We start from the raw sequence: 24,858 nt of genomic DNA, 5'->3' as shown, positions 1-24,858 counted from the left end.
TCTAAAAAATCTTACAAATTATGAAACCAAATTTTAAAAATATCAATATAAAGACAGCAACTCCCCAGCCAAACGCGGGCGAGTGGGCTGCTCAAAATAAAATTGAAAAAGACTGGGTGACTCCGGAGCAAATTCCGGTGAAGCCAGTGTATACCAAAGAAGATTTGGAAGGCATGGAGCATTTGGATTATGCTGCCGGTTTGCCACCATTCCTTCGCGGACCTTACTCAGCCATGTACGCCATGCGTCCCTGGACCATCCGTCAGTATGCCGGATTCTCTACGGCTGAAGAGTCAAACGCGTTTTACCGTCGTAACCTGGCGGCCGGACAAAAAGGGCTTTCAGTCGCTTTTGACCTGGCCACGCACCGGGGCTACGATTCTGATCACCCGCGTGTAGTTGGTGATGTGGGTAAAGCTGGTGTGGCTATCGACTCGATCCTGGATATGAAAATCCTGTTCGACCAGATTCCATTGGATAAAATGTCTGTATCGATGACCATGAACGGAGCCGTACTTCCCGTAATGGCGTTTTATATTGTAACAGCATTGGAGCAAGGCGCTACGCTGGATCAACTGTCAGGAACTATTCAGAATGACATTCTGAAAGAATTCATGGTGCGTAACACCTATATCTACCCTCCCGAATTCTCGATGAAAGCGATTGCTGACATCTTTGAGTTCACTTCGCAAAAAATGCCGAAGTTTAACTCCATCTCTATTTCGGGTTACCACATGCAGGAAGCCGGTGCTACAGCCGATATTGAAATGGCTTACACCCTGGCTGATGGTTTGGAATACCTGCGTACTGGGATCAAAGCCGGATTGGATGTGGATGCCTTTGCACCACGTTTGTCTTTCTTCTGGGCGGTTGGAATGAATCACTTCATGGAGATTGCCAAGATGCGTGCTGCACGTATGATTTGGGCGAAATTGGTGAAACAATTCAATCCTAAAAATCCAAAATCGATGGCTTTGCGTACGCACTCGCAAACATCGGGTTGGTCATTGACTGAGCAAGATCCATTCAATAACGTAGGCCGTACGGCTGTCGAAGCGATGGCTGCGACCTTGGGACACACCCAATCGTTGCACACCAATGCACTGGACGAAGCAATTGCTTTGCCAACTGATTTCTCAGCACGTATTGCACGTAACACACAGCTTTACATTCAGCAGGAAACCGAAATTTGCCGTGGAGCCGATCCATGGGCTGGTTCGTACTATGTTGAGTCATTGACGCAAGAGTTGTACACCAAAGCCTGGGCCTTGATTGAAGAGGTTGAGAAACTGGGCGGTATGTCGAAAGCCGTTGAAACCGGCGTTCCAAAGATGCGGATTGAAGAGGCTGCTGCCCGTGCTCAGGGAAGAATTGACAGCGGTGCTCAAACCATTGTTGGCGTGAACAAATACCGATTGGAAAAAGAAGATCCGATTGATATTTTGGACATTGACAATACGGCTGTTCGCTTGTCGCAAATTGAGCGGTTGAAAAAACTGCGTGGTGAGCGTAACGAAGAAGAAGTGAAACAAGCCTTGGCGGCCATTACCAAATGTGCCGAAACAGGCGAGGGTAACTTGCTTGACCTTTCGGTTAAAGCCGCGCAAAAACGTGCTTCGTTAGGTGAAATTTCAGATGCCTGCGAAACAGTCGTAGGACGTTATAAAGCTGTAATCAGAACAATATCAGGCGTGTATTCATCAGAAAGTAAACAAGACAAAACCTTCGTTGAAGCGCAAGAGCTGGCGAAGAAATTTGCCGACTTGGAAGGCCGTCAGCCACGGATCATGATTGCCAAAATGGGGCAGGATGGTCACGACCGCGGCGCCAAAGTAGTAGCAACCGGTTATGCCGACCTTGGTTTCGATGTGGATATGGGACCGCTGTTCCAAACACCCGAAGAAGCTGCCAAGCAGGCTGTTGAAAATGACGTACACGTGATGGGTGTTTCTTCTCTGGCTGCCGGGCATAAAACATTGGTGCCTGCTGTAATTGCTGAGTTGAAAAAACTGGGTCGAGAAGACATCATGGTCATTGCCGGTGGTGTAATTCCTGCTCAGGATTATAAATACCTTTACGATGCTGGTGTTGTTGCGATCTTCGGACCTGGTACAAGTGTATCAGCTGCCGGTAAAAAGATCCTTGAGATTTTGATTTCAACGCACGAAGAATAGAAAGTCTTGAGTTGCGCGTGCAGAAGTTACGAGTAACTTGAACTCAATTATACTGAAAGCCACTTCCGAAGGGAGTGGCTTTTTCTTTGGTTGGATTTCTTAGGAAAGCGTCATTCTGGTCTTGCTTCAGGGCCTGTTGGCTAAAAAATGCCTTTCTATGATCGATGTAGATGCCGAAACAAGTTCGGCATGACGCTTCACTCCGCTCCAGATCCAGGAAATAGAGTCATCCCGAACTTGTTTCGGGATCTGTCTGCGAGTTTCGATTGAGCTTTTCAAAATACGCTCTCCATTTCGCCGAAGAAACCAATCACTGGATAGATCTTTCATTTCAGGATTGTCTTCTCTAATCAGATTGATTTTCCAATCGCGATGCCAATTTTTGAGTTGCTTTTCCCGATTGATGCATTCGTTCATACCTTCTATTTTCTCATAATACATCAAATCAGTCAGGTTGTACTTTTTTGTAAAGGCAGATCCGATGCCTGTTTTGTGTTCGAGTATTTGTCGTTTAATGTCTGAAGTGACACCAATATAGAAGGTCGTTCGGTTTTTGTTGGACAAGATGTAAACGAAGCCTTTATGCATGTGTGGAGGTTTGTTGGTTAAAGGTAAGAGTTTAGGGCATAAAAAATGCGGTCTCTTGTGGATAACCGCATTGGAAAAAAAGTTTTGGGACTTCTTATTTTACAGCAACTGCGTAGTCATAAATTTCATTTCCTGAAGCCAATACTACTTGGTAATTTCCTGTAGTTAATTTAGAAAGGTTAAGTCCTTCGTTTACAGAGAAAGAATTTTCCAATGCTTTGCTGTAAACCAATTCTTCGCCGGAGTAGATGTAAAGGCTGGTTTTGTCGCCGGTATGATTCAAGAAGGCAACTCGTAGGACATCGTTGTTAAATGAAAAGTAGGGGGCAGCCAATGTTTTTTCTTTTCCTACAATGATTGATCCGTTGTCTATTGAAAAATCACGCACTCCTTTCACATTGTCAACGTCAACCGATAAGGTGTAGTCTCCGGTTTCCAGTTTCGAGAAATCGTAAACTTTACGATAGTCAGCCTGAGTGCCTTCGGTCTCTTTGAAATAAACAACGCCGCCTGCTGCATCTTTGATGCTGATTTGGAATTTTGTTTCGGCATTGTTTGAAATGGCGACAAGAGCACGATCGGCATTAATGGGCAGAATGTTTACACGCAAGGTTCCTGTAGCCAAGGCGATATTTGCAATGACGGTTAGTGCAAGCATTATGCTAGTTGTTCTAAATGTTTTCATAGTTTTGAATTTTAAATGTTGCTTACAAAAGTAAGATGTTTTACAGCGTATGTTGTAAAACATGAGTTAAGGGTAGGTTAATTTTATGAGACCGGATTAACCAATAATATTGATGAGCGTAGATATCGCCTAGCGGTCATGTTTATAGGGTATTATGGGGTGAAGGTGTTTTTATCAATAAGCGTGCCATATATTGAATGTAATATTAGATTTCATGGAGATACAGATTTTGCAATTACTGGAAGGTGCTCGACAGGCGCAGGGCTTGACCGTTATTATTGATGTTTTCCGCGCCTTTTCGGTGGCTTGTTATGCTTTTGATGGCGGGGTGAAGCGGATTTATCCTGTGGGGCAGATCGATCGGGCTTATCAATTAAAAAAGCAAAACCCAAGCTATTTGCTGGTTGGCGAGCGGAAAGAGCAAAAACCCGAAGGCTTCGATTTTGGCAATTCGCCCTCGCAATTGGTCGCAGCTCAGCTTGCAGGAAAAACGATGGTACACACTACGAGTAGTGGCACTCAGGGGATTGTAAATGCAACAGGTGCTGATGAAATTATAACCGGAAGTTTTGTTAACGCCGGGGCTATTATTAAGTATATTCGGCAACAGCAGCCTCAAAAGCTTTCGCTGGTTTGTATGGGTTATTCCTGTCAATATCCGACAGATGAGGATACTTTTTTGGCTGAGTATATTAAGGCGAAGCTTTTGAATGAACCGGTCGATTTTCAGGCGATGGTGGAGCGATTGCGACATGGGGCTGGTGCCCGTTTTTTTGTTCCGGAGAAACAAACATGGGCGCCTGCTGTTGATTTTGATTTATGCCTGGACCTGGATTGTTTTAATTTTGTATTGAAAGTTGAACGCGAAGAGAATTTGTATTTTCTGAAAAAAATCGAACTTTAGGGTTCTTATACGAATTGTGAGCCGGGGTTGATTTCCGGGTTTTTTTGAGCACTTTGTGCTTAAAAGAAAAAATGAATGGCAAGAAGATCCTGTTTGCAATAATGAAATGAATGGATAGGAAAAAAGATATGAAGAAATACAATTTTGATGAACTGGTTGACCGGACCAATACCAACAGTCTGAAATATGATGCCCGTGAGCAAGTGTTTGGAACTATGGATGTATTGCCACTCTGGGTGGCCGACATGGATTTTAAAACTCCAGACTTTGTGATGGATGCGTTGCGCAAAAGGCTAGAGCATGAGGTTTTGGCTTACACGTTTCGTGGCGATTCTTATTCGGATGCTATTCTGAATTGGCTGGAGCAGCGGCACAATTGGAAGATTGAGAAAGAATGGCTTTCGTTTAGTCCAGGCGTTGTGGCTGGATTGACCTTGGCCATCGAAACCTATTCCAAGGTTGGCGATGAAGTGATTTTGCAGCCACCGGTGTATTTCCCGTTTTTTGATTCTATTAAAGGCACCGGCCGGAAGCTTGTTGAAAACCCGCTGAAACTAGAGAATGGCCGCTATACGTTTGACTTGGAAGATCTCAAGCAGAAGATTACGCCCAATACCAAGATGTTGCTGCTGTGCAATCCTCAAAATCCTGGCGGCACGGTTTGGACTCGGGAGGAATTGGAGGAACTGGCTACCATCTGCCTTGAAAATAACGTGTTGATTATTTCCGATGAAATCCACAGTGACTTGGTTTTTGATGGACACAAACATATTCCATTACCTACCATTTCGGATGAGATTGCTGATAATTGCGTGGTGCTGATGTCAGGAAGTAAAACGTTTAACATTGCGGGTTTGACGACCTCTTTTGTTGTTATTCCGAATAAGCGTTTGCTGGTGCGTTACAATCGCAGTTTGCAGGTGCCGCATTTGCATATGGGAAATATTTTTGGTTCGCTGGCTTTGGAAACGGCTTATCGCAACGGTGCCGGATGGGTAGATCAGATGGTGGATTATTTGCAGGAAAACTATCGGTTCCTGGAGACTTTCCTGAAAGAGAATGTGCCTCAAATTGTTCCGATGAAGCCAGAAGCTACCTATCTGATCTGGCTCGATTTTTCGGCTTGCAAATTGACGGATGATGAGTTGAATGACCAGCTAATTAATGCTGGCGTTGGTTTAAACCGGGGCGTTCAGTTTGGAACGCAGGGGCAAGGTTACATGCGTATCAATATTGCCTGTCCGAGAACAACGCTGGAGCAGGCCTTGATTCGGATTCAACAAGCGTTTGCCTAAAAATTTAACTTAATCCAATGAGCCATTTCCGCTGTATCGTGCGCAAGCATGCAGCGGAAATGTTTTTTAGGGCAGTATTGTCGTCCGATTTTAGAGCAGGGTTGGCAGCTTAGTCCGTCAACTTTTTGCATTTGTGAATGGGGGTTGGGCAGGTAGGGTGTCATGCCCAGGTTGGGCGTTGTGCTTCCCCAAATCGAAAGGACTTTCTTTTGAAAAGCCGCTGCAATGTGCATCAACCCTGTGTCGTTGGCAACAACCAGGCGGGCATCACGAACCAGCGAAGCCGATTGATTCAAACTCAGTTTATGGCATAAATTGAAAACTCTGCCGGGCGCGTGAACTTCAATCTGTTGGGCCAGTTTCAACTCGTTCTTCCCTCCAAGCAAGATGTAGCGGACATCCGTTTGGTGGATCAGCTCCAGATGCTTCTCGGCGGGGAGTCGTTTGGTGTAATAGGTTCCGGCTAAAACAAGGGCTACATAGCCTTTCCTAAATTTATCCGGCAAATTGTCCAGCGGGTAGTTTTCCTTTTCCGGAATAAAATGATCCAGTCCTTGAAGGTCGTTTTTAATGCCGAGAGTGGCGACCGTTGCCATCATGCGGTCAACAATGTGCAGTTTCGGCAAGATGTTGATTTTGAAGGTGACCAACAGCCATTTTTTAATGTTTAGTTTTTGCAGGGTAAAGGTCTTTTTCCGCAGGTTTCGCTTGATAAACTGGCTGCGCAGGTTGTGGTGTAAGTCAACAATGTAGTCGTAATCTTCCTGCTGAAGTTGCTGAACTAGTTCGGTTAGGTTTGATTTGAGCAGGTGAATGCGGTCGATGTAAGGATTGGCCTGAAGCAAGTTTTCATGTTTCTCTTTGGTAAGAAAATGAATCTCAGTCTGTGGTAGCTGCTTTTTTAAGCAACGCACCACCGGACTGGTTAGGACAATGTCGCCGATGGAACTAAACCGTATGATTAATATTTTGGTCGCCAATGGTAAAAAATAATACCCTGAAGATATTCATCTTTCAGGGTATTTCATCTAATAACAGTTAATATTTTTATGCTGATTCAGTTAGCACAATAATCTTGTTCTTTTTTACTTCTACCACACCGCCGTTAATGTCAAAATAGCTCACCTTGTCACCTTTTTCAACGATCTTGATTTTTCCTGCTTCCAGGGTCGAGATGATGGGGGCGTGGTTTTTCAGAACAGCAAAGGAGCCTTTGCTGCCCGGTAGTTTTACCAGGCTTACTTCGCCTGAGAAAACTTTTGTCGATGGTGTTATGATTTCAAGAAACATGGTTGTTGTTTTTAAGCTTCGGCCTCAGCCAGCATTTTCTCACCTTTTTCAATGGCTTCTTCAATGGTTCCAACCAGGTTGAAGGCCGATTCGGGATATTGATCCACTTCGCCATTCATAATCATATTGAACCCTTTGATGGTGTCTTCAATGGAAACCAGCTTTCCTTTCAATCCGGTAAATTGTTCAGCGACAAAGAAGGGCTGAGATAGGAATCGCTGTACCCGTCGGGCACGGTGAACAACCAGTTTGTCTTCTTCCGATAGTTCATCCATTCCAAGAATGGCAATGATGTCTTGAAGTTCTTTGTATCGCTGTAGAATTTCTTTTACCTGCTGTGCGCAGTTGTAATGCTCATCGCCAACAATATCAGCTGATAAAATCCGTGAACTCGAATCCAATGGATCGACAGCCGGATAGATACCCAGCTCTGAAATTTTACGACTCAAAACCGTTGTCGCATCCAGGTGAGCAAAGGTTGTTGCTGGCGCAGGGTCGGTCAAGTCATCAGCAGGTACGTAAACAGCCTGTACTGAGGTGATCGACCCGTTTTTGGTTGAGGTAATCCGTTCCTGCATTTCCCCCATTTCTGAGGCCAGAGTAGGTTGGTAACCTACGGCTGAAGGCATCCTTCCCAGCAAGGCTGAGACTTCAGAGCCTGCCTGTGTGAAACGGAATACGTTGTCGACAAAGAACAGGATGTCGCGGCCGCCGGGGCTGCTGCTGCCATCACCATCACGCAGACTTTCGGCAATGGTCAGTCCTGAAAGGGCAACACGTGCACGGGCACCGGGGGGTTCGTTCATCTGTCCAAACACCAGAGCCAGTTTCGATTTTTTGAGGGCTTCCGGATCTACTTTTGAAAGGTCCCATCCGCCTTCTTCCATCGATTTGCGGAACTCGTCACCATAGTCAACAATTTTTGCTTCGATCATTTCGCGGAGCAAATCGTTTCCTTCACGGGTACGTTCTCCCACTCCGGCAAAAACGGAAAGTCCGCTGTGCGCCAAGGCGATGTTATTAATCAATTCCTGAATCAATACGGTTTTACCGACACCGGCACCTCCGAATAAACCAATTTTACCTCCTTTGGCGTAGGGCTCAATCAGGTCGATAACTTTAATCCCAGTGAAAAGGACTTCCGTTTCCGTGGTCAGGTCTTCGTATTTTGGTGGTTTGTTATGAATATCCAATCCTTCTTTGGGGAGGCTTTTCATGCCGTCCACCGCGTCGCCGGTTACATTCAGTAGGCGCCCAAGGGCAATTTGTCCTTGAGGCATGGTGATTGCCGAACCAGTGGCAATTACATTCATCCCGCGTCGAATTCCGTCAGTGGAATCCATTGAAATGGCTCGGACGGTATTTTCACCAACGTGTTGCTGGCACTCGACAACCAAGTTGGCTTGATCTTCGCGAACAATTTCTAAGGCATCATAGATACTGGGGAGTTCACTACCTTCCTGGTCGAAGCTGATATCAACTACAGGTCCAATAACCTGTACTACTTTACCGATATTTTGACTCATGATAAAAAGTTTACTTCTGTGGAGCCGGAAATTACAAAAACCAGCTTAATTGAACAAATTTAATGTGGTTTATATTGTCTGTTGTTTTTACAACAATAGCAAACGCTCTTTAAGGCTTAATGTTCACGTTCCATGATGGTTTTAGCTAACAAAAGCAAGGGAGCCTTCCGATTGTTTTCAAGCTCAATGGCTTGTAGTTCATGAAGCGCTGCCTGGTAGTATTCGTCTGATTTTTGGCTGCTGATTTCCTGAAGGTTCAACTTGATATATACTTTTTTAACCGCAGCCACTTTTTCTTGCGGATCGAAGTCTGTTTTATTGATCCAGTGTTCTAATTCAGCACGCTGCTCGGGCGATGCAATTTCAAGGGCTTTCAGCAGGAGAAATGTTTTCTTGTTGGAAAGAATGTCGCCACCGATCTTCTTGCCGAATTTGGCTTGATCAGCAAAAACATCCAGCAGGTCATCTTGAAGTTGGAAAGCCAATCCGAGCTTGATGCCAAAGCGATAGATGCGCTCCGCATCTGCTTCGGGCGCGTCGGCCAGAAGAGCTCCCATTTTCAGGGCTCCGGCAATGAGTGCCGCTGTTTTTAGGCGGATCATTTCCAGGTAATCTTCGATGCTGACATTGGCCTGGTTTTCAAAGTCCATGTCGTATTGCTGGCCTTCGCAAACTTCCATGGCCGTTCTCGAAAATAATTGGGCTACCTGCTGAATGGCAGAATGCTCGGTTTTTAGCAGGTACTGGTAAGCCATGATAGACATGGCGTCGCCCGAAAGAATCGCCACATTCTCATTGTATTTTTTGTGAACGGCAGGTTGGTTGCGTCGGATTTCCGCCTTGTCCATGATGTCGTCGTGCAACAGGGTGAAGTTGTGAAACACTTCAACAGCTAGCGCGGCTTGCAAGGCGACGTTCACATCGCCTCCAAATAAATCGCAAGCCATTAAAAGCATTACCGGACGCAGGCGTTTCCCGCCCATGTGTAGCGTATATTCAATGGGTTGGTACAGGTTTATCGGTTGAGTTTTTCCGATTAGGCCGGCTTCTTTGTTGAGTTGTTCAACAAGCATCTCTTGAAGTTCCGGGATTGAATACATTGCTTTCATGCTTATTTTTCGTCTTGGTTTGTTCCCTCGATTTCCAGCTCGTCCAGCTCAATATCTTCCTCTTCATCATAAATCTGGAGCAGGGGCTCGTGGAATGATTTTGTTGTGGTGTATTTTTCGAGCCCGGCTAAAAGCGAGGGAAGTAAAATCAGGTTTGACATGATGGCTACAAACAGGGTTAGCGACACCAGAACTCCTAAGGCGGCTGTTCCTCCAAACTGTGAAACACTGTAAACACCGAATCCGAAGAATAGAACCACAAAGGTGTAGATCATGCTTACCCCTGTTTCGCGAAGGGCCAGCTTGACCGACTCCTGAATATTCCAGCCGGTAGCTGTTAGTTCTTGCCGGTACTTGGCCAGAAAGTGAATGGTGTTGTCAACCGAAATACCAAAAGCAATACTAAACACCAGGATAGTGGATGCTTTGATGGGGATATCGACAAAGCCCATAATGGCTGCGGTAAATATCAGCGGAATGATGTTTGGAATTAAGGACATCAATACCATTCGCCACGAATAGAACATGACAGCCATAAAGGTGGCAATCAGTAGGATGGCTAGGGTTAGGCTGCTAAACAGGTTTTTTACCAGGTATTGGGTGCCTTTGAAAAAGGTGATACTCGATCCCGTTACGGTCACATCAAACTTTTGGGGTGGAAACACAGAATCCACTTCTTGCTTGAAATCGGTGTAAAGCTCTTCCATGCGTTTGGTTCCAACATCGTGCATCCGAATGCTGATTCGGGTAACTTGTTTGGTGCTGTCCAAAAAGGAGTGCAAAGCGCTGACCCCGGCTGCCTCATCTTCTTCGCCCTTGGTGGCGTAGGCCAGAATGAAGTTCTTTTCCTGATTGTTGGGTAGGCTGTAGTAGCGCTCGTTGCCGTTATAGAAGGCTTGTTTCGAGAATTTCAAGATGTTGAGTAGCGACATTGACGAAGATAACTCGTCATAATTTTCCAGTCGTTCTTCCAGTCGCTCAATGCGTTGGAAGTTGCTGAGGTTCATCACCCCGTTGGGGCGCTGGGTGTCGATGATGATCTCCAATGGCATTAATCCATCAATCTGTTTCTCAAAGTATTTCAGGTCTTTGTAAATGATATCGCTTTCAGGGATGTCGTCCACCATGTATCCCGAACTCTTGATAAGCGAGATGCCGTAGAATCCGAGGAGTAAAACACCGATGGTGGAAATATAAACCAGCTTGCGGTGCTTCTGAGAGATGGTTTCCAACCGGATAACGATGAATTTGAAAAGCTTGCTTTCCAGGTGCTTAATGTGTCGTTGCCCGGGTGGTTTGGCGAAGCTGAAAAGAATGGGAATCAGCAGTAGTGAAAGAACAAACAAGGTGAGGATGTTCAAGGCTGCAATAACTCCGAACTGTCTTAAAATTTCACTGTTGGTAATTACAAAGGTGGCGAAACCCGATGCGGTTGTCAGGTTGGTTAAAAAGGTGGCATTACCGATTTTGATGATGACCCGCTGCAGTGCCTTAATATTGTTGCCATGATTTCGGAACTCGTGGTGGTACTTGTTTAGCATGTAAATACTGTTCGGTATTCCAATCACAATGAGCAGGGAGGGAATCATCCCGGTGAGCAGCGTGATTTTAAAGCCAAACAGCGCCATGGTTCCCAGTGCCCATATTACTCCGGTAATAACAATCAGAATAGGGAAAAGAACCGCTTTGAATGATCGGAAAAACAGAAAAAGGGTAATAATACATAGTAGCAGAGCCAAGGCACTGAACAGGTAAATTTCCTTCTTTATTTTGATGGAGTTGATAACCCGGATGTATGGAAGTCCCGAGTAGTGCAGGTCTAAGCCGGTTTCTTCGGAAAAGGATTCACAGTTTTTTTTGATAGACATAACCAGTTTCTCCCTTTGCTTCGACTTCATCTTGTCTTTGTTGACCGATATGGCCAGCAAGTAAAAGTCGGACTCCTGATTGTAGAGCAAGCCGCGGTAGAAAGGCAGGCTGTGAAAGACAGACGCTAGGCTGTCGAGCTGTTGCTGCGAGGCAATTTCTTCCGGGAAAATCTCACCAATCTCAAAACTGCGCTTTTCCTGATTCTTATTTAAATTATAAGCATTGGATACCGACAGTAGATTTTCAACCCCGTCAATTTGGTCGAGTTCTGTTACTAACTTGTGCCAATTCTCAAAATGATCCAGTTTGAAAAAGTCCGGATCTTCAACACCTACGACAATCAGATTGCCTTCTTCTCCAAAAATTTCCCTGAATTTTTGATAATCAACATAGGCACTATCTTTTTTCGGGAGCAGCTGTGCTGCTTCGTACGACATCTCAACTTTAGTTGCCTGATAGGCCATAAAGATGGTAACAAGACCTAAGATTGAAAGTAGTAAACGCCTGTTTCTAAGTATAATACCGGAGAGCCAAACCCACATAATAAATTCTCGTATAAAATTATGGCGAAAATAGGTAATAAAATGGGATTACGAAAGTAAGGAGAATCTGTGATTTGAATTGTTTCCCATTTTTTATTTTCAAGCCTGCTTTCTGGCTAAAAGAATATACAAATCAAATGCAATAGGTGTTCGTGTACGAATTTTTTGTTCGTGTTATTTCATTCAATGTTTGTGCTGGTGTTGATGGAATAACGGGTAGAAGACATAAAAAATTACAGTAAATCAGAAAGCTATGAAAAAGTATTTTTACCTGGTTGCCACCCCCGAATCTATTATCGTTTCTCATCTGAGTCCGCTTGACTTTGGGAATTACCTTTCGGTTGGCACTCAAAAGCAAATCCATGGGCAGGTAGTTTTCTTCGAATTTGATCCTGATCAGACAAAGTTGCATCAGGACTACATTAATTTAAAAATGAAGCCTTATGATGATGGCGAGCCTAAGCGCTCGGTTTATTTATCTATTTACCGGTGTTTCGAAAGTATCCCCTTGCGATCCCTGCGCAACCTCTATCTGGTGACCGATGATGGGAAAGTGCTGGAAATGGCTGCACATGATTATATTCCTAAAACATCGAAGGAAATTCATTTGTACCAACAATTAATTCCACTCACCACGCGAGTGGCCAGCAAGCTTTCGCCTGTCGATTTCATCCGGCGGCTAACCGATCTCAATCAGCCGGTTTCGGCTCCCAAAGTATTTTTGGTTGATTTGAAATTGAATGAATGGGTTACCAACCCGGATGCGGTATTGAGCGATTTGCCTTATCCAAACCCCGATCACCTTCGGGAGTGTATTAAGAAACTGAAAGAATCTTCCGGTCGTCAAACGAAGACGGTTTTGCGGTTTTTACGCGATGATATTCCATATCGAACCATTCAGACGGGATTCTTTGTCGGCGACCAGAAGCACTATTTGTTTTATCCGTTCCCTTCGGAAAAAGAATTGGAAGGAAAATATTATTCTTGGTGGCGTTCGGCTTTGGTGCGACACTTTTAAAGTAATGCTGGTGATAATCAGTTTCTTTAGGTGTTTGTTGGCTGATTGGGCTTATTTCAAAGGGCTTTGGTCGGAAAAAAATATCGATTAAAATGAATATTTTTTTTCGTTTTTGTTTTTTCTTTCCAAAAAAGCTCCTATTTTTGCATCGCTTTTGAAACACAAAGCAACAAGTTCTAAACGTAAAAATTCCCTAGTAGCTCAGTTGGTTAGAGCGGCGGACTGTTAATCCGTAGGTCGTAGGTTCAAGTCCTACCTGGGGAGCTGAAAAGCCGATTCAAAAATGAATCGGCTTTTTTTTTTGTCCTGAATTTAGATCTTCTTTCATGTGAAATACAGATAGTGGCCCTGATTCATTTCAGATCCTTTTTTGTGAAGTGTAAAGTCTATAAAGACAAAAAGGCAGTCCTCTGACTGCCTTTTCCGCCCCGATCTCTCGGGGAACTAACCTAAACCAACTAAACCTAATAAACCATGAGCTTACCGGGAATTGTGGTGTGTTGCCCCGAAAGACAACGAACTCCCAGCTTGCTACTAATATACTTGTCGTAAAACAAGTACATTTCGATTTCGATTCAAAGATATCAAAAAAAATAAAAGATGAGCAAGGATATTTTTGATTAATCTACTTGGAATTACACTTGCTTAACAGCGACTTAATATTGGAGAAAGAGCTTGTCGCTTCTGTTGTTTGTCGGGTAGGTTAAACTAATTCCGCATTGCAGGAGCCGCGAGCTTGTAACGAAAAGCTTTCTTTTCTCAATAGATACCTGATCCAATAGACTACATAGAGGCGAATTTCATTGGAGAAAGATATGCTGTAGGTCATGAAAAGAAAATTTAGCGAGAATCGGCACTTGATTAGTTGCTGCAATATCAGTAGTTTAGAGGCTTCCTGAGCGAGCGCCTGTTCTGAACGATCCGGATTGATTATTCTTCGGGCATAGAATATTAGAGAATAGGCCTAATTTTAGGGCTCGAACAAAATGGTTTTAAAATCTAACTTATGCGTGCAAAACTAAGTCTAGTATTGGTTTTATGTTTTCTATCAGGCTTTTCACAGCAAAGCCCCAAGCGGGAATTCAGGGCAGCTTGGGTTGCTACGGTCGCTAACATCGATTGGCCGTCGAAGCCGGGACTGACCATTGCCCGTCAGCAATACGAGGCACTTGTGTTACTCGATAAACTTCAGGAAGTTGGCTTAAATGCTGTCATTTTTCAGATGAGACCTGCGGGCGATACGTTTTATCCTTCCGAAATTGAACCGTGGTCCCGTTATTTGACGGGTACACCGGGAGGCGATCCGGGCTATGATCCTTTGCAGTTTTGGATTGACGAATGTCATAAGCGGAACATGGAATTTCATGCGTGGTTTAACCCGTTTCGGGTGGCATTGAAATATGATGAACCCCTTGCGGCCAATCATGTTGCGTTTCAAAATCCGGACTGGGTCGTCAAGTATGGCAATTCGCTTTATTTTGATCCGGGGCTTCCTGAAACACGCCAGTTTATTACCGATGTGGTGATTGATGTGGTACGCCGGTATGATGTTGACGCCGTGCATTTTGACGATTATTTTTACCCCTACCCAATTATTGGCGAAGCATTTCCTGATTCGGTCTCTTTTGAAAAGTACAAAGGCGAATATACGGAAAACCAGCTGGAAGACTGGCGACGCGAAAATGTTGATTTGACGATTGAGAAGCTCAGTATCGCAATTAAGTCCGTGAAGCCTTGGGTTAAATTCGGAATCAGCCCCTTTGGCGTTTGGCGTAACATTGCCAATGATGAGCGCGGATCGCAGACTTCAGCCGGAAATACCAATTACGATCATTTGTATGCTGATGTGATCAAGTGGATGGAAAAGGGGTGGCTCGATTACCTGCTTCCACAACTCTATTGGCATATCGGACATCCGGCGGTCGATTTTGAAACTTTGGCTAATTGGTGGAAACTGCATGCCTGCGAACGGGCCATGTATATTGGTCATGCACTGTATAAATGTGATTCGGGTTCGGGAATTTTAGAATGGCGGCAAGGCAGTCAACTTCCGGATCAGATACGGTTGATTCGACAAATACCTGAAATTGAAGGAGGCGCTTTCTACAGTGCTAAACATTTTTACCGCGATATTATTGGCTTTCAGGATAGTCTGGAAACCAAACTCTATAGCTATCCGGCACTTGTTCCCGAAATGGATTGGATTGATAACCAGCCACCGATTAAACCCCGGAAAGTGAAAAAAGGCTGGGGGAAAACACTGAAATGGAAGCCGGATAAATTGGAGACCGAGCTGGATAAAGCGGTTCGCTACATTGTGTATCGAAATAAGGCAGGTGAAAAATTCAATGCCGATGATCCCCGGTTTATCTATGATATCACTAAAGAACGAAAACTTCATTTCGACAAGAAGAATAACGAGGATATTTATGAATTCCGGGTTTCGGCGTTAGACCGCCTGCATAATGAAAGTCCTGTTTCTGACCCCGTTATTATAAAATTGTAGTATTTATGAATCAAAAAATAGATTGTTTCATTGCCTTTAATGGGACAAAAGAAACTCAGCAAGCCATCCATAAGCTGAAAGCCTCGCCTCTTGTTCAATCGGTCTTTGTCCTGACTCGGGAAGCTGTCGCGCTTGACGGAGCTGAAACCTTGGTGGCGAATCAGCTTTTTGCTACGGAATGTATTGAACAAATAGCTGCAAAAACAAGTGGATCCTATGCGCTTCTGGCCTTACAACCTACTCCGCTGGGGATAGGGCACTATGCTCTGGAGCGCATGAAGCAACTGGCTGAAGCAAGCGAGGCCGCCATGCTTTATGCCGACTATTTTGAGCTGAAGGAAGGCATTCGCTCAAATCATCCGGTGATTGATTATCAGGCGGGGAGTTTGCGTGATGATTTTAATTTTGGGCCGGTCCAGTTTTATCGGAAAGATGTGTTGAACTTCTTTTGTTCGGAGAAGCATCCGGATTATCAATATGCCGGCTACTATGCTTTGCGCTTGCTGGCTTCACGAATGGGCGAAATTTGTCGGGTGCCGGAGTTTCTATTCAGCATGACCGAAACCGATACGCGCCAGTCGGGTGAAAAGCAATTTGACTATGTGAGTGGCAATGCCCGCGAAAAGCAGGTGGAAATGGAACAAGCCTGTACTGATCATCTGAAGGAAATAGGCGGATTTTTGCCGTCTAATTTCAAATCAGTGGATTTTGCGGGTGAGTTCCCGGTAGAGGCGACTGTGGTCATTCCCGTTCGTAACCGCATCAAAACCATTCGCGATGCGGTGGATTCCGTGCTTTCTCAAAAAACGAATTTCCCGTTCAACCTCATTGTGGTGGATAATCATTCCACAGATGGAACAACTGAGTTGCTGAAGGGATATTTGGATGAACGATTAATTCATGTGATTCCGGATTCAACTGACTTGGGAATTGGCGGTTGTTGGAACGAGGCGGTTTTTCATCCGCAGTGCGGTCGTTTTGCTGTTCAGTTGGACAGCGATGATTTGTATTTCGATGAAACGACCTTGCAGCAGGTCGTTGACAAGTTTTACGAAGAAAAATGTGCGATGGTCATCGGTTCGTACCAGATGTGCAACTTTGCGCTGGAAGAAATTCCTCCGGGACTGATTGACCACAACGAGTGGACCCCCGAGAATGGACCAAACAACGCTTTGCGCATTAACGGATTGGGGGCACCACGCGCTTTTTATACACCCATCTTGCGGGAAATTCGAATTCCAAATACCAGTTATGGTGAAGATTATGCTGTTGGGTTGGCTATCTCAAGGACTTGGAAAATCGGACGGATTTACCAAGCCATTTATCGCTGCCGCCGCTGGGAAGACAATTCGGACGCGTCGCTGGATATTGGCAAGCAAAATGCGCATAACGCTTACAAAGATAGTTTGCGCACCTTTGAGCTCAAAGCCCGGCAGCAAGCTAATCAGTCTTAACGAAGAAATGTGGAATGGAGCAATCGGACTTTGAACGTTCAGTAAATGCTTTGCTGGAGCAGCAAAAGCAAGGATGGCCGTTGGCCCAAGCTAATTATTTGGGATTGAAGCAAGTGGAGTCGCGAACGATTTCGTTTGATGGATTTCAAATTCAACTTCAGTTTAACCCCGAACGAATTCGCTCATCGGCAGCCAAAACCGATTTCAAATCCATTCAGCAACGGGCGTGTTTCTTGTGTGCGGATAGTCGTCCACCCGAGCAGCAAGGTGTTTCGTTTGGTGAAGACTACACCGTGTTGATTAACCCTTTCCCGATTTTTGAGAAACACCTGACCATTCCCTTGAATCGTCATTCACCCCAGGAAATTACACCTTATTTTAGCGATCTATTGGATTTGAGTCGTCAGTTGCCGGAATTCACGGTTTTCTACAATGGTCCGAAATGTGGGGCTTCCGCACCCGATCATTTTCACTTTCAAGCGGGCAATCGAAACCGGATGCCTGTTGATTCTGAAATTGGGCCAATAGCGAGTCGATGGGGAGAGTTGCTTTTTAAGGATGAAAAGACGAGCATCACAGCGGTGGGGAAAAAGTACTTGCGCAAGCTGTGTTATTTACGGTCGGAATCAAAAGAAGCGTTGGTTTTTCATATGGATAGGATCCGAGGCTTTTTGAATGAAAGGGGGCAGGAAGGTGAGCCAATGATGAATTTGCTGGCCAATTACCGGGCGAATCAATGGGAACTGATTCTTTTCCCGAGAGATCAGCAACGTCCCAGACAGTTTTTTGCTGAAGGGGCCAGCCAGATTCTGATGAGTCCGGCTTCGGTAGAAATGGGCGGGCTGGTTATTTTACCCCGGAAGAAAGATTTTAAACAGCTGACTGCATGTGACGTACGAGACATTTACGGACAAGTATCAATTAATGATGCGGATTTTGAGGAGTTAAAAGCTAAGATAAAACAAAGGCCTTAGTGACAGGCCCGAAAAAAAACGAATGATGATGAACAAGCAACCTGAAATTGAAGTCGGTATTCTGGCCGAAAAAAAGATCACTTTTGAGTTAGACGGCAATTATGGTTTGCCCAAGGGGTTTCGGGAATCGCGCTTCGAAGCAAGTATGCTGAACGATGAAATTGAGTTGACCGCTGCGGACGGAACAAGCCTGAAAGGACGTGAGTTTATTTTTCAAGCCAACTCTCCGGCGGATTCCTTTTTGTTGGAAGACGTCATTATCGGCATTGATTTTCACTGGGAGCAAAAGGAAAATCAACGTTTTCGTGGAGACCTGAAATTGCTGGTTGAGGCGGGCAAGGTGCGGGCTGTCAACCGGGTGCCACTCGAAGAATACCTGCGTTCGGTCATTTCTTCGGAGATGAGTGCCACCAGTTCGCCCGAGCTGCTAAAAGCGCATTCCGTCATTTCCAGGAGCTGGTTGCTGGCTCAAATTGAAAAAAGCAAACAGCTCAAAGCCCAGTCCACTGTTTATCAAACCAGCGCACAAACCGACGATGAATTGATTCGCTGGTACGATCGCGAAGACCATACCTTATTTGATGTGTGTGCCGACGATCATTGTCAGCGTTACCAGGGAATCACCAAAATTATAAGTGATAAGGCCAGCCAGGCAATTGACGAAACCTTTGGCGAAGTGCTGTTGTTGAATGATGAAATTTGCGATGCTCGTTTTTCGAAATGTTGTGGTGGTGTTTCAGAGAATTTCGAAAAGGTGTGGGAGCCGGTTTATCACAGTTACTTAACGAAGGTGGTTGATTCGGAGGATGCCGGAACGACTTGTGTGGATTTACGGCAGGAGGAAGAGGCAGAAGAATGGATTCGAAATAGCCCGCCATCTTTCTGTAATACCTCCGATCAAAAGGTGCTGGCGCAGGTGCTTCCCGATTTTGATCAGGCAACTGCCGACTTTTATCGTTGGCAGGTGAACTACTCGCAGGAGGAGCTTTCAGCTTTGATTCGCAAAAAAACGGGGATTGACTTTGGGGAGATTATTCGTCTCAATCCGGTTGAGCGGGGCCATTCCTCCCGATTAATTAAATTGAAGATTGTTGGTACTAAACGGACGATGACCATTGGCAAAGAGCTGGAAATTAGGCGTGCTTTGTCCGAGTCGCACTTGTATAGTTCTGCTTTTGTGGTTGATCATCTGGATGAAAAGGAGGGGATTCCGCAGGATATTCAGTTAACCGGAGCTGGCTGGGGCCATGGTGTGGGCCTTTGCCAGATTGGTGCCGCCGTTATGGGCGAAAAAGGATATGACTACCAAGCCATTTTGAAACATTACTTTCGCGGCGCGCAGTTGAGAAAACGCTATTGAGCTTCTGTTTAATCTGGTTGCTGATATAGATGAACTTCATGAATTAAGCGAGACAGGCCCTGCAAGTATAATGCTGTTGCTTATCTGGACGGGACGAAAGTCGCTAATGGTATCTTTGGCAGTAAGCCGGAATGATCAGCCAATAAAACAATAAAAATTACTATTTTACGATTTCATCCTAACGAATAACTTTCTTCATGAAAAAACCGACGACACGTAATGCCTGGGCATGGATCCCTTCGTTGTATTTCGCCGAAGGCTTACCCTACGTTTTTGTAATGACCGTATCGGTGATTATGTATAAGCGGCTGGATATCTCGAATACCGATATCGCTTTGTATACTAGCTGGCTGTATCTGCCTTGGGTGATCAAGCCCATTTGGAGTCCGATTGTGGATAACCTACGCACCAAGCGGTTTTGGATTATCAGCATGCAGTTGCTTGTTGGTGGAGGGTTGGCTGGAGTCGCTTTTACTTTGCCTATGGCTAATTTTTTCCAGTACAGTCTGGCTTTTCTTTGGCTGATGGCATTTAGCTCGGCCACCCATGATATTGCTGCTGACGGATTTTACATGTTGGGCTTATCGAAACACGATCAGGCTTTTTTTGTCGGAATCCGTAATACCTTTTATCGCTTTGCTATGCTGGCCGGACAAGGGCCGTTGGTGATTCTGGCCGGACATATGGAGAGTATTGCTGAAAATACTTCGTGGGCGTGGAGCATTACCTTTTTTATTTTTGCCGCTCTTTTTGCCGCTTTCTGCTTGTGGCATCTGTTTATCTTGCCGTACCCAACGAGCGATGTTAAACGGGAGCATCAAAGTATCAAGGAAATTATGGGTGAATTTGTCGAAACCTTCACTTCTTTTTTCAAGAAAGAAGGTATTGGAGTGGCTCTGGTTTTTATTCTTGTTTTTCGCTTGGGTGAAGCGCAATTAGTAAAGCTGGCATCTCCGTTTTTGTTAGACGATTTAGCCGAAGGAGGATTGGCGTTAACGACCAGTAACATCGGCTTTGTATACGGGACGGCCGGAATTATCGCACTGACCTTGGGTGGAATTCTAGGAGGAATTGCTGTTTCGCGTCATGGGATAAAAACATGGCTTTGGCCCATGGTGCTGGCTATGAACCTTCCCAACCTGGTGTATGTATTTTTGGCTTTTGTGCAAACGCAAAACCTGGGCATCATTACGGCATCGGTTGTGGTTGAGCAATTTGGCTACGGGTTTGGTTTTACGGCCTACATGCTTTTTATGATTTACCTGTCGGAAGGCAAGCACAAAACAGCACACTATGCCCTGTGTACTGGCTTTATGGCTTTAGGAATGATGTTGCCGGGGATGATTAGTGGCTGGATTCAGGAGTTGATAGGTTACCAGTACTTCTTTGTGTGGGTGATGATCTGTACCATCCCGGGATTCATTATTATCAACTTTTTGAAAATTGATCCAAAATTTGGAACTAAGGAAGCTTAAAAAAAACAGCCGTTGAAGTTCTCAACGGCTGTTTTTTTGTATTCTAAAGGTTGTTAAACAACCACTTATTTCGTGTATTTGGCGTTGTTGAGGAATTCGAAACTCTTTTCAACACTGATAATTGGCGCATAGTTGTAGCGCTCAACTTCTACGATGTAATCTGTCATGCCGGCTTTTTTAGCCATTTTGAAGGCGGGTTTGAAATCCATTTCGCCACTGGCGCCTAATTCTTCCACATCTTTTACGTGGTACAATTCAAATCGGCCAGGGTATTTCTTGAAATAATCAACAGCTTCTTTACCGCCTTCCTGAATCCAGTACAAGTCCAGTTCGAACATCACTTTGTCGGGATCGGTGTTCTCCAATAAAACATCATAGAAGATGTTTCCGTCAAGTACTGTTTCAAATTCCTGGGCATGGTTGTGGTAGCCAAAGCGGATGCCGGCAGCATTGCATTTTTCACCTACTTTGTTGTAATAGTCGCAATATTGTTTCAGCACATCCAGGTCTTCGTAGGCATCGCGTCCCATCGATGGTTTAACGATCCATTTCGCTCCAGCAGCCTTGTGGGCTGCAATACAAGTATCCCACCATGCCATGGCTTTGTCCCATTCCCCATCTTTGGGCAGGTTAATCCCGGTATGAGATCCTCTCATCGACATGCCATTTTTTTCGAGCAGGGCTTTAAATTCAGCTGGCTCCATGCCATAAAATTTGCCATCGCTGTAACCAGCAGCTTCTACAAATGAATAGCCAATTTCGCCAAGCTTGGCAATGGTGCCGGCTGCATCTTTGCCCATGTCTTCGCGAACAGACCAAAGTTGGATGCCGATTTCCTTTTCTTTTTTTGAACTGGCTTTTTCTCCGGCAAAAACGGATGAAGAAAACGCGATGAGAATTAACGCAAGCAAAGTACTTTTTGCTTTTAGATTTACATGTGTCATTCTAAATGATTTAATAGATTATCGTTGATGAAAATTAGTTGTTGAGACAAATATAGCTAAAAAGATTTTTGAGGTTCGAAATATATGAACTCCAGTTTACAATGAAGAGGCGGGGAAGGCAGCTGTTTACAAACATTAACAGTAAAACACCTTGAAGTCTTTAAACCATCTTGCGTGAAAGATGTCGTAGAGCATAGAAACTATAAAGAAAGAAAAATGAATTTTGGAAAGATACTCCTTGGCATACTGGTTTTGTTGAATCTTACGGCTGGAGCACAGCCGCCTGAGGCTGTTGTGAATAGTATGGAGGTAAAGGCAATTGTGAGAGGACAGATTGTTGATGCTGATACAAAGCAAAGTATGGAATACGCTAATGTTTCCATCTTTAATCCGCAGGATTCTTCGCTTATTTCTGGAGGGATAACCGATATCAATGGCGAATTCGTGATCCGAAAGATTGATTTTGGGACGTATTACGTTGAGGCTAATTTTATCGGATTCAACAAAATACGAATTAATAATATCCGAATCAATGCGGGCAATCATAAAGTCGATTTGGGCGTTATTGAGTTGGATCCATCAACCCAGGAAATTGGGGCGGTGAACGTGGTGGCCGATCGTTCTCGAATTCAGTATAAGATTGACAAGAAGGTGATTAATGTGAGCCAGGATATTAATGCTGCTGGAGGAACTGCGGTCGATGTTCTTGAAAATACACCTTCGGTTGAAGTTGATATCGAGGGAAATGTGAGCTTGCGTGGTTCGGGAAGTTTCACCGTTCTTATTGATGGAAAACCGAGTGTGCTGGAAGGCAGCGACGCTTTGCGCCAGTTGCCAGCTTCAGTCATCGAGAACATCGAAATTATCACTAATCCTTCAGCCAAGTATGATCCCGACGGGATGGCTGGTATTATTAATGTGGTGATGAAAAAGAATGTCCTTTCCGGATTCAACGGGATTGTGAATGCCATGGTGGGAACCCGCGATAAATACCGTACCGACTTGACCTTAAATTATAAGACCAAGAAAACGAACTTGTTTTTTGGAGCCGACTTTAGCGATGAGACCTTTTACGGGTCTGGAGACTCTTATCGGGAAACCTACCTGAAGGATACCACGAAGTATTTAGTTGCGGATGGAACCCGTGACTATGGACGTAGTGGGCACCGCTTTAAGGGGGGAGTCGATTTGTTTCTGACTGATTTGTCAACCCTGACTGTCTCGGGAACTTACGGCGAATACGGCCGCAAAAGAGGAGGTGAAAGTCAGATTCACGAATATACCGATCCAGCGAATTTGGATGTTTACTCGGTTGAATTTGACGATTCGAAAAGAGAAGGAACCTATTGGAATACGAACATTAACTTTCAGCAGAAGTTTAATGAGGATGGGACCCATAAGTTGGACGCCTTGTTTTACTACTCGAACAGTGTGGGCGATGATTTTGAGTTTGAAGATGAATACATTACCGATGCTGACTTTGAGCGTACCGGTGGTTACCTGGCCAGAGTGAAAACGGTTGAAGAGGAGGATGAAGATGAATACCGGCTTGAGCTGGATTATACTCAGCCTGTAGGTGATGAAGGGCGGTTCGAGGCCGGACTGCAAGCACGTATTGATCGTGAATTTGAAGATTACTCTTTCAACGACTGGAATGATGAAAGCAATGATTATATTGATAATGCGGCCTATTCCAGCTCGCAGCACTTCAAGCGCGATATTATCGGTGGCTATTCTACATTTGCTAATAACGTTGGAAGCTTCAGCTACCAGTTTGGCCTGCGTGGCGAGTATGTCAACCGTAGTATTGCACATGAAAAAGCAGAAGCCCCCGCTGAGATAAACCGCTTTGATATTTTTCCAACGGCTCATTTTTCTTACGAGTTTTTGAATGAAACTCAGCTAATGACAAGCTACAGTCGCCGAATTGATCGGCCGGGAGGTCGAGATCTGGACCCATTCCCCAATTATTATAACCGGTACACCATTCGGTATGGTAATCCGGAACTGAAGCCGGAGTACACCGATTCTTACGAATTGGGCCTTATGAAAAGTTATGGGAAGTCGTTTGTTTCGCTCGAAGGATTTTATCGGGTGACCAACAATTTGATTACCCAGGTTACCGAGTTGGGCGATGATGGCATTTTCTATATCAACACGGAAAACATGAATAATGATTATTCGCTAGGCTCTGAAATTATGGGTAACCTGAATATCAAGGATTGGTTGATCTTCAATGCCAGCTTTTCCATTTACCGCTACCGTTTGGAAGGTGAAGTGTTGGGCGAGTCGATTGATCGTAAAAGTACCAACTACACGGGGCGCTTGAATACAACCGTTAAGCTGAATTCAGATTCCCGCTTCCAGTTGACAAGTTATTATCGAGGTCCATCGGTTTCAGCACAGGGAGAGAGTTCGAGCTTCTTTTTTACCAACCTTTCTTACCGTCAGGATCTGCTGAAAAAGAAATTGACAGCTACGTTGAGTCTGCGTGATGTGTTTGGAACCATGAAATTTGAGCGTAGCTCAAGGGGAGTAGACTTCTATAATGTGTATAAACGCGAACGTGAGTCGCAAGTGCTGACTTTAACACTAAGTTACAAAATCAACAACTATAAGTTAGACCGGAGCGGTGGCGACGGAACGCGCGAAATGGACTATGACGATGGTGGATTTTAGTTTTTTTACATTTCGCTTTAATTCGTAAAGGAGGTCAGTCGACCTCCTTTTTTGTACGCATCAGTTTTATTTTCGGCAGTGAGCTTAGCCCCGTCGAATGCTTTTATAGAGAAAAGTCTGTGTCGAGGTGTCGCTTTTTTATCATTTTGTAGCTTGCTTGGTTTTCATTTATAGTGTTTTAGCTTTCTGTTGCGTCGATGTATTCATGTTTTTAAACCTTTTTCCCAATTAGGCAAACATGGATTTTGTTTCAGCTAAATCTAACTGCTTTTAGCTTGGCGGTCTAACTGCAATTGATTTGTTTCCTTTTTCTTTTCCGTTCGTTCAGTGTTTTCGGCGACTTTAGAGGTATTATAGGTATTCTTTTTATTGCGGTGTTGCCTTAGCTTAGTCTTAGTTGGAGGAATGTTTGCCAGTGTGCTGAAGAAGAGTAAAATATATTGTAGAGCATACTTTGAAAAAAAAA

General features: G+C 44.5%; 18 protein-coding genes and 1 tRNA gene. 11 read left to right on the top strand and 8 right to left on the bottom strand.

What is annotated here, in order from left to right; genetic code table 11:
* Positions 1-20: 20 nt before the first annotated feature.
* Positions 21-2,174, top strand: coding sequence for a methylmalonyl-CoA mutase (gene scpA, locus ACUNWA_RS06025; RefSeq protein ID WP_445590989.1), 2,154 nt, complete (start codon positions 21-23; stop codon positions 2,172-2,174).
* A gap of 126 nt (positions 2,175-2,300) precedes the next feature.
* On the opposite strand, the gene ACUNWA_RS06020 is transcribed toward scpA, so the two are convergent.
* The gene (locus tag ACUNWA_RS06020; RefSeq protein WP_445590988.1) at positions 2,301-2,762 is read right to left on the bottom strand and encodes a GIY-YIG nuclease family protein; all 462 of its coding nucleotides are present in this window, start codon (positions 2,760-2,762) and stop codon (positions 2,301-2,303) included.
* A gap of 94 nt (positions 2,763-2,856) precedes the next feature.
* The gene (locus ACUNWA_RS06015; RefSeq protein WP_445590987.1) at positions 2,857-3,447 is read right to left on the bottom strand and encodes a hypothetical protein; all 591 of its coding nucleotides are present in this window, start codon (positions 3,445-3,447) and stop codon (positions 2,857-2,859) included.
* 214 nt (positions 3,448-3,661) lie between these two features.
* Here ACUNWA_RS06015 and ACUNWA_RS06010 point away from each other — a divergent pair, with 214 nt between their 5' ends.
* Together ACUNWA_RS06010 and ACUNWA_RS06005 are read left to right on the top strand one after the other, a co-directional pair.
* Entirely contained in the window at positions 3,662-4,351 is a 690-nt protein-coding gene (locus ACUNWA_RS06010; RefSeq protein WP_445590986.1) for a 2-phosphosulfolactate phosphatase, read from the top strand.
* 110 nt (positions 4,352-4,461) lie between these two features.
* The gene (locus tag ACUNWA_RS06005; RefSeq protein ID WP_445590985.1) at positions 4,462-5,646 is read left to right on the top strand and encodes a MalY/PatB family protein; all 1,185 of its coding nucleotides are present in this window, start codon (positions 4,462-4,464) and stop codon (positions 5,644-5,646) included.
* On the opposite strand, the gene ACUNWA_RS06000 is transcribed toward ACUNWA_RS06005, so the two are convergent.
* The 5 genes from ACUNWA_RS06000 to ACUNWA_RS05980 form a co-directional block, all read right to left on the bottom strand.
* Positions 5,643-6,626, bottom strand: a complete 984-nt coding sequence (locus ACUNWA_RS06000) for a glycosyltransferase family 9 protein (protein WP_445590984.1) — start codon at positions 6,624-6,626, stop codon at positions 5,643-5,645. The two genes, ACUNWA_RS06005 and ACUNWA_RS06000, sit on opposite strands and share 4 nt — an antisense overlap.
* A 67-nt stretch (positions 6,627-6,693) precedes the next feature.
* The gene (gene atpC / locus ACUNWA_RS05995) at positions 6,694-6,936 is read right to left on the bottom strand and encodes an ATP synthase F1 subunit epsilon (protein WP_445590983.1); all 243 of its coding nucleotides are present in this window, start codon (positions 6,934-6,936) and stop codon (positions 6,694-6,696) included.
* An 11-nt stretch (positions 6,937-6,947) separates the two neighbouring features.
* On the bottom strand, positions 6,948-8,462 hold the full coding sequence (gene atpD / locus ACUNWA_RS05990) for a F0F1 ATP synthase subunit beta (protein ID WP_445590982.1): 1,515 nt from the start codon (positions 8,460-8,462) through the stop codon (positions 6,948-6,950).
* 116 nt (positions 8,463-8,578) lie between these two features.
* On the bottom strand, positions 8,579-9,571 hold the full coding sequence (locus ACUNWA_RS05985) for a polyprenyl synthetase family protein (RefSeq protein WP_445590981.1): 993 nt from the start codon (positions 9,569-9,571) through the stop codon (positions 8,579-8,581).
* A 2-nt stretch (positions 9,572-9,573) separates the two neighbouring features.
* Positions 9,574-11,904 carry an efflux RND transporter permease subunit gene (locus ACUNWA_RS05980; protein ID WP_445590980.1) on the bottom strand — a complete coding sequence of 777 codons (2,331 nt, stop codon included), beginning with the start codon at positions 11,902-11,904 and terminating at the stop codon, positions 9,574-9,576.
* 331 nt (positions 11,905-12,235) lie between these two features.
* On the opposite strand from ACUNWA_RS05980, the gene ACUNWA_RS05975 reads away from it, so the two are divergent.
* From ACUNWA_RS05975 to ACUNWA_RS05945, 7 genes are all read left to right on the top strand, one after another.
* Positions 12,236-13,000 (top strand): hypothetical protein, encoded by a 765-nt coding sequence (locus ACUNWA_RS05975; protein WP_445590979.1) that lies wholly within the window; start codon positions 12,236-12,238, stop codon positions 12,998-13,000.
* Positions 13,001-13,190: 190 nt separating this feature from the next.
* A tRNA-Asn gene (locus ACUNWA_RS05970) sits at positions 13,191-13,264 on the top strand.
* Between the two features lie 742 nt (positions 13,265-14,006).
* The gene (locus ACUNWA_RS05965) at positions 14,007-15,506 is read left to right on the top strand and encodes a glycoside hydrolase family 10 protein (protein WP_445590978.1); all 1,500 of its coding nucleotides are present in this window, start codon (positions 14,007-14,009) and stop codon (positions 15,504-15,506) included.
* Positions 15,507-15,511: 5 nt separating this feature from the next.
* A complete protein-coding gene (locus ACUNWA_RS05960; RefSeq protein ID WP_445590977.1) occupies positions 15,512-16,960 on the top strand; it encodes a glycosyltransferase family 2 protein in 1,449 nt (482 codons plus the stop codon).
* A gap of 14 nt (positions 16,961-16,974) precedes the next feature.
* Positions 16,975-17,934 carry a DUF4922 domain-containing protein gene (locus ACUNWA_RS05955; RefSeq protein WP_445590976.1) on the top strand — a complete coding sequence of 320 codons (960 nt, stop codon included), beginning with the start codon at positions 16,975-16,977 and terminating at the stop codon, positions 17,932-17,934.
* A gap of 22 nt (positions 17,935-17,956) precedes the next feature.
* Positions 17,957-19,294 (top strand): SpoIID/LytB domain-containing protein, encoded by a 1,338-nt coding sequence (locus ACUNWA_RS05950; RefSeq protein WP_445590975.1) that lies wholly within the window; start codon positions 17,957-17,959, stop codon positions 19,292-19,294.
* A 197-nt stretch (positions 19,295-19,491) separates the two neighbouring features.
* A complete protein-coding gene (locus tag ACUNWA_RS05945) occupies positions 19,492-20,769 on the top strand; it encodes an AmpG family muropeptide MFS transporter (protein WP_445590974.1) in 1,278 nt (425 codons plus the stop codon).
* Positions 20,770-20,834: 65 nt separating this feature from the next.
* On the opposite strand, the gene ACUNWA_RS05940 is transcribed toward ACUNWA_RS05945, so the two are convergent.
* Entirely contained in the window at positions 20,835-21,713 is an 879-nt protein-coding gene (locus tag ACUNWA_RS05940) for a sugar phosphate isomerase/epimerase family protein (RefSeq protein ID WP_445590973.1), read from the bottom strand.
* A 216-nt stretch (positions 21,714-21,929) separates the two neighbouring features.
* On the opposite strand from ACUNWA_RS05940, the gene ACUNWA_RS05935 reads away from it, so the two are divergent.
* Positions 21,930-24,392, top strand: coding sequence for a TonB-dependent receptor domain-containing protein (locus tag ACUNWA_RS05935; protein ID WP_445590972.1), 2,463 nt, complete (start codon positions 21,930-21,932; stop codon positions 24,390-24,392).
* Positions 24,393-24,858 lie beyond the last annotated feature (466 nt).

The organism is Sunxiuqinia sp. sy24, assembly GCF_052677165.1.
The sequence above is the reverse complement of the archived record's forward strand: the minus strand, read 5'-3'. Positions and strand labels throughout refer to the sequence as shown.

Coding starts and splice junctions, on each gene's coding strand:
- ACUNWA_RS05955 (WP_445590976.1), top strand. CDS start 16,975: ATGGAGCAATCGGACTTTGAACGTTCAGTAAATGCTTTGCTGGAGCAG.
- ACUNWA_RS05980 (WP_445590980.1), bottom strand. CDS start 11,904: ATGGCCTATCAGGCAACTAAAGTTGAGATGTCGTACGAAGCAGCACAG.
- ACUNWA_RS05935 (WP_445590972.1), top strand. CDS start 21,930: ATGAATTTTGGAAAGATACTCCTTGGCATACTGGTTTTGTTGAATCTT.
- scpA (WP_445590989.1), top strand. CDS start 21: ATGAAACCAAATTTTAAAAATATCAATATAAAGACAGCAACTCCCCAG.
- ACUNWA_RS06010 (WP_445590986.1), top strand. CDS start 3,662: ATGGAGATACAGATTTTGCAATTACTGGAAGGTGCTCGACAGGCGCAG.
- ACUNWA_RS05960 (WP_445590977.1), top strand. CDS start 15,512: ATGAATCAAAAAATAGATTGTTTCATTGCCTTTAATGGGACAAAAGAA.
- ACUNWA_RS06005 (WP_445590985.1), top strand. CDS start 4,462: ATGGATAGGAAAAAAGATATGAAGAAATACAATTTTGATGAACTGGTT.
- ACUNWA_RS06015 (WP_445590987.1), bottom strand. CDS start 3,447: ATGAAAACATTTAGAACAACTAGCATAATGCTTGCACTAACCGTCATT.
- ACUNWA_RS05940 (WP_445590973.1), bottom strand. CDS start 21,713: ATGACACATGTAAATCTAAAAGCAAAAAGTACTTTGCTTGCGTTAATT.
- ACUNWA_RS06020 (WP_445590988.1), bottom strand. CDS start 2,762: ATGCATAAAGGCTTCGTTTACATCTTGTCCAACAAAAACCGAACGACC.
- atpD (WP_445590982.1), bottom strand. CDS start 8,462: ATGAGTCAAAATATCGGTAAAGTAGTACAGGTTATTGGACCTGTAGTT.
- ACUNWA_RS05950 (WP_445590975.1), top strand. CDS start 17,957: ATGATGATGAACAAGCAACCTGAAATTGAAGTCGGTATTCTGGCCGAA.
- ACUNWA_RS05985 (WP_445590981.1), bottom strand. CDS start 9,571: ATGAAAGCAATGTATTCAATCCCGGAACTTCAAGAGATGCTTGTTGAA.
- atpC (WP_445590983.1), bottom strand. CDS start 6,936: ATGTTTCTTGAAATCATAACACCATCGACAAAAGTTTTCTCAGGCGAA.
- ACUNWA_RS05945 (WP_445590974.1), top strand. CDS start 19,492: ATGAAAAAACCGACGACACGTAATGCCTGGGCATGGATCCCTTCGTTG.
- ACUNWA_RS05965 (WP_445590978.1), top strand. CDS start 14,007: ATGCGTGCAAAACTAAGTCTAGTATTGGTTTTATGTTTTCTATCAGGC.
- ACUNWA_RS05975 (WP_445590979.1), top strand. CDS start 12,236: ATGAAAAAGTATTTTTACCTGGTTGCCACCCCCGAATCTATTATCGTT.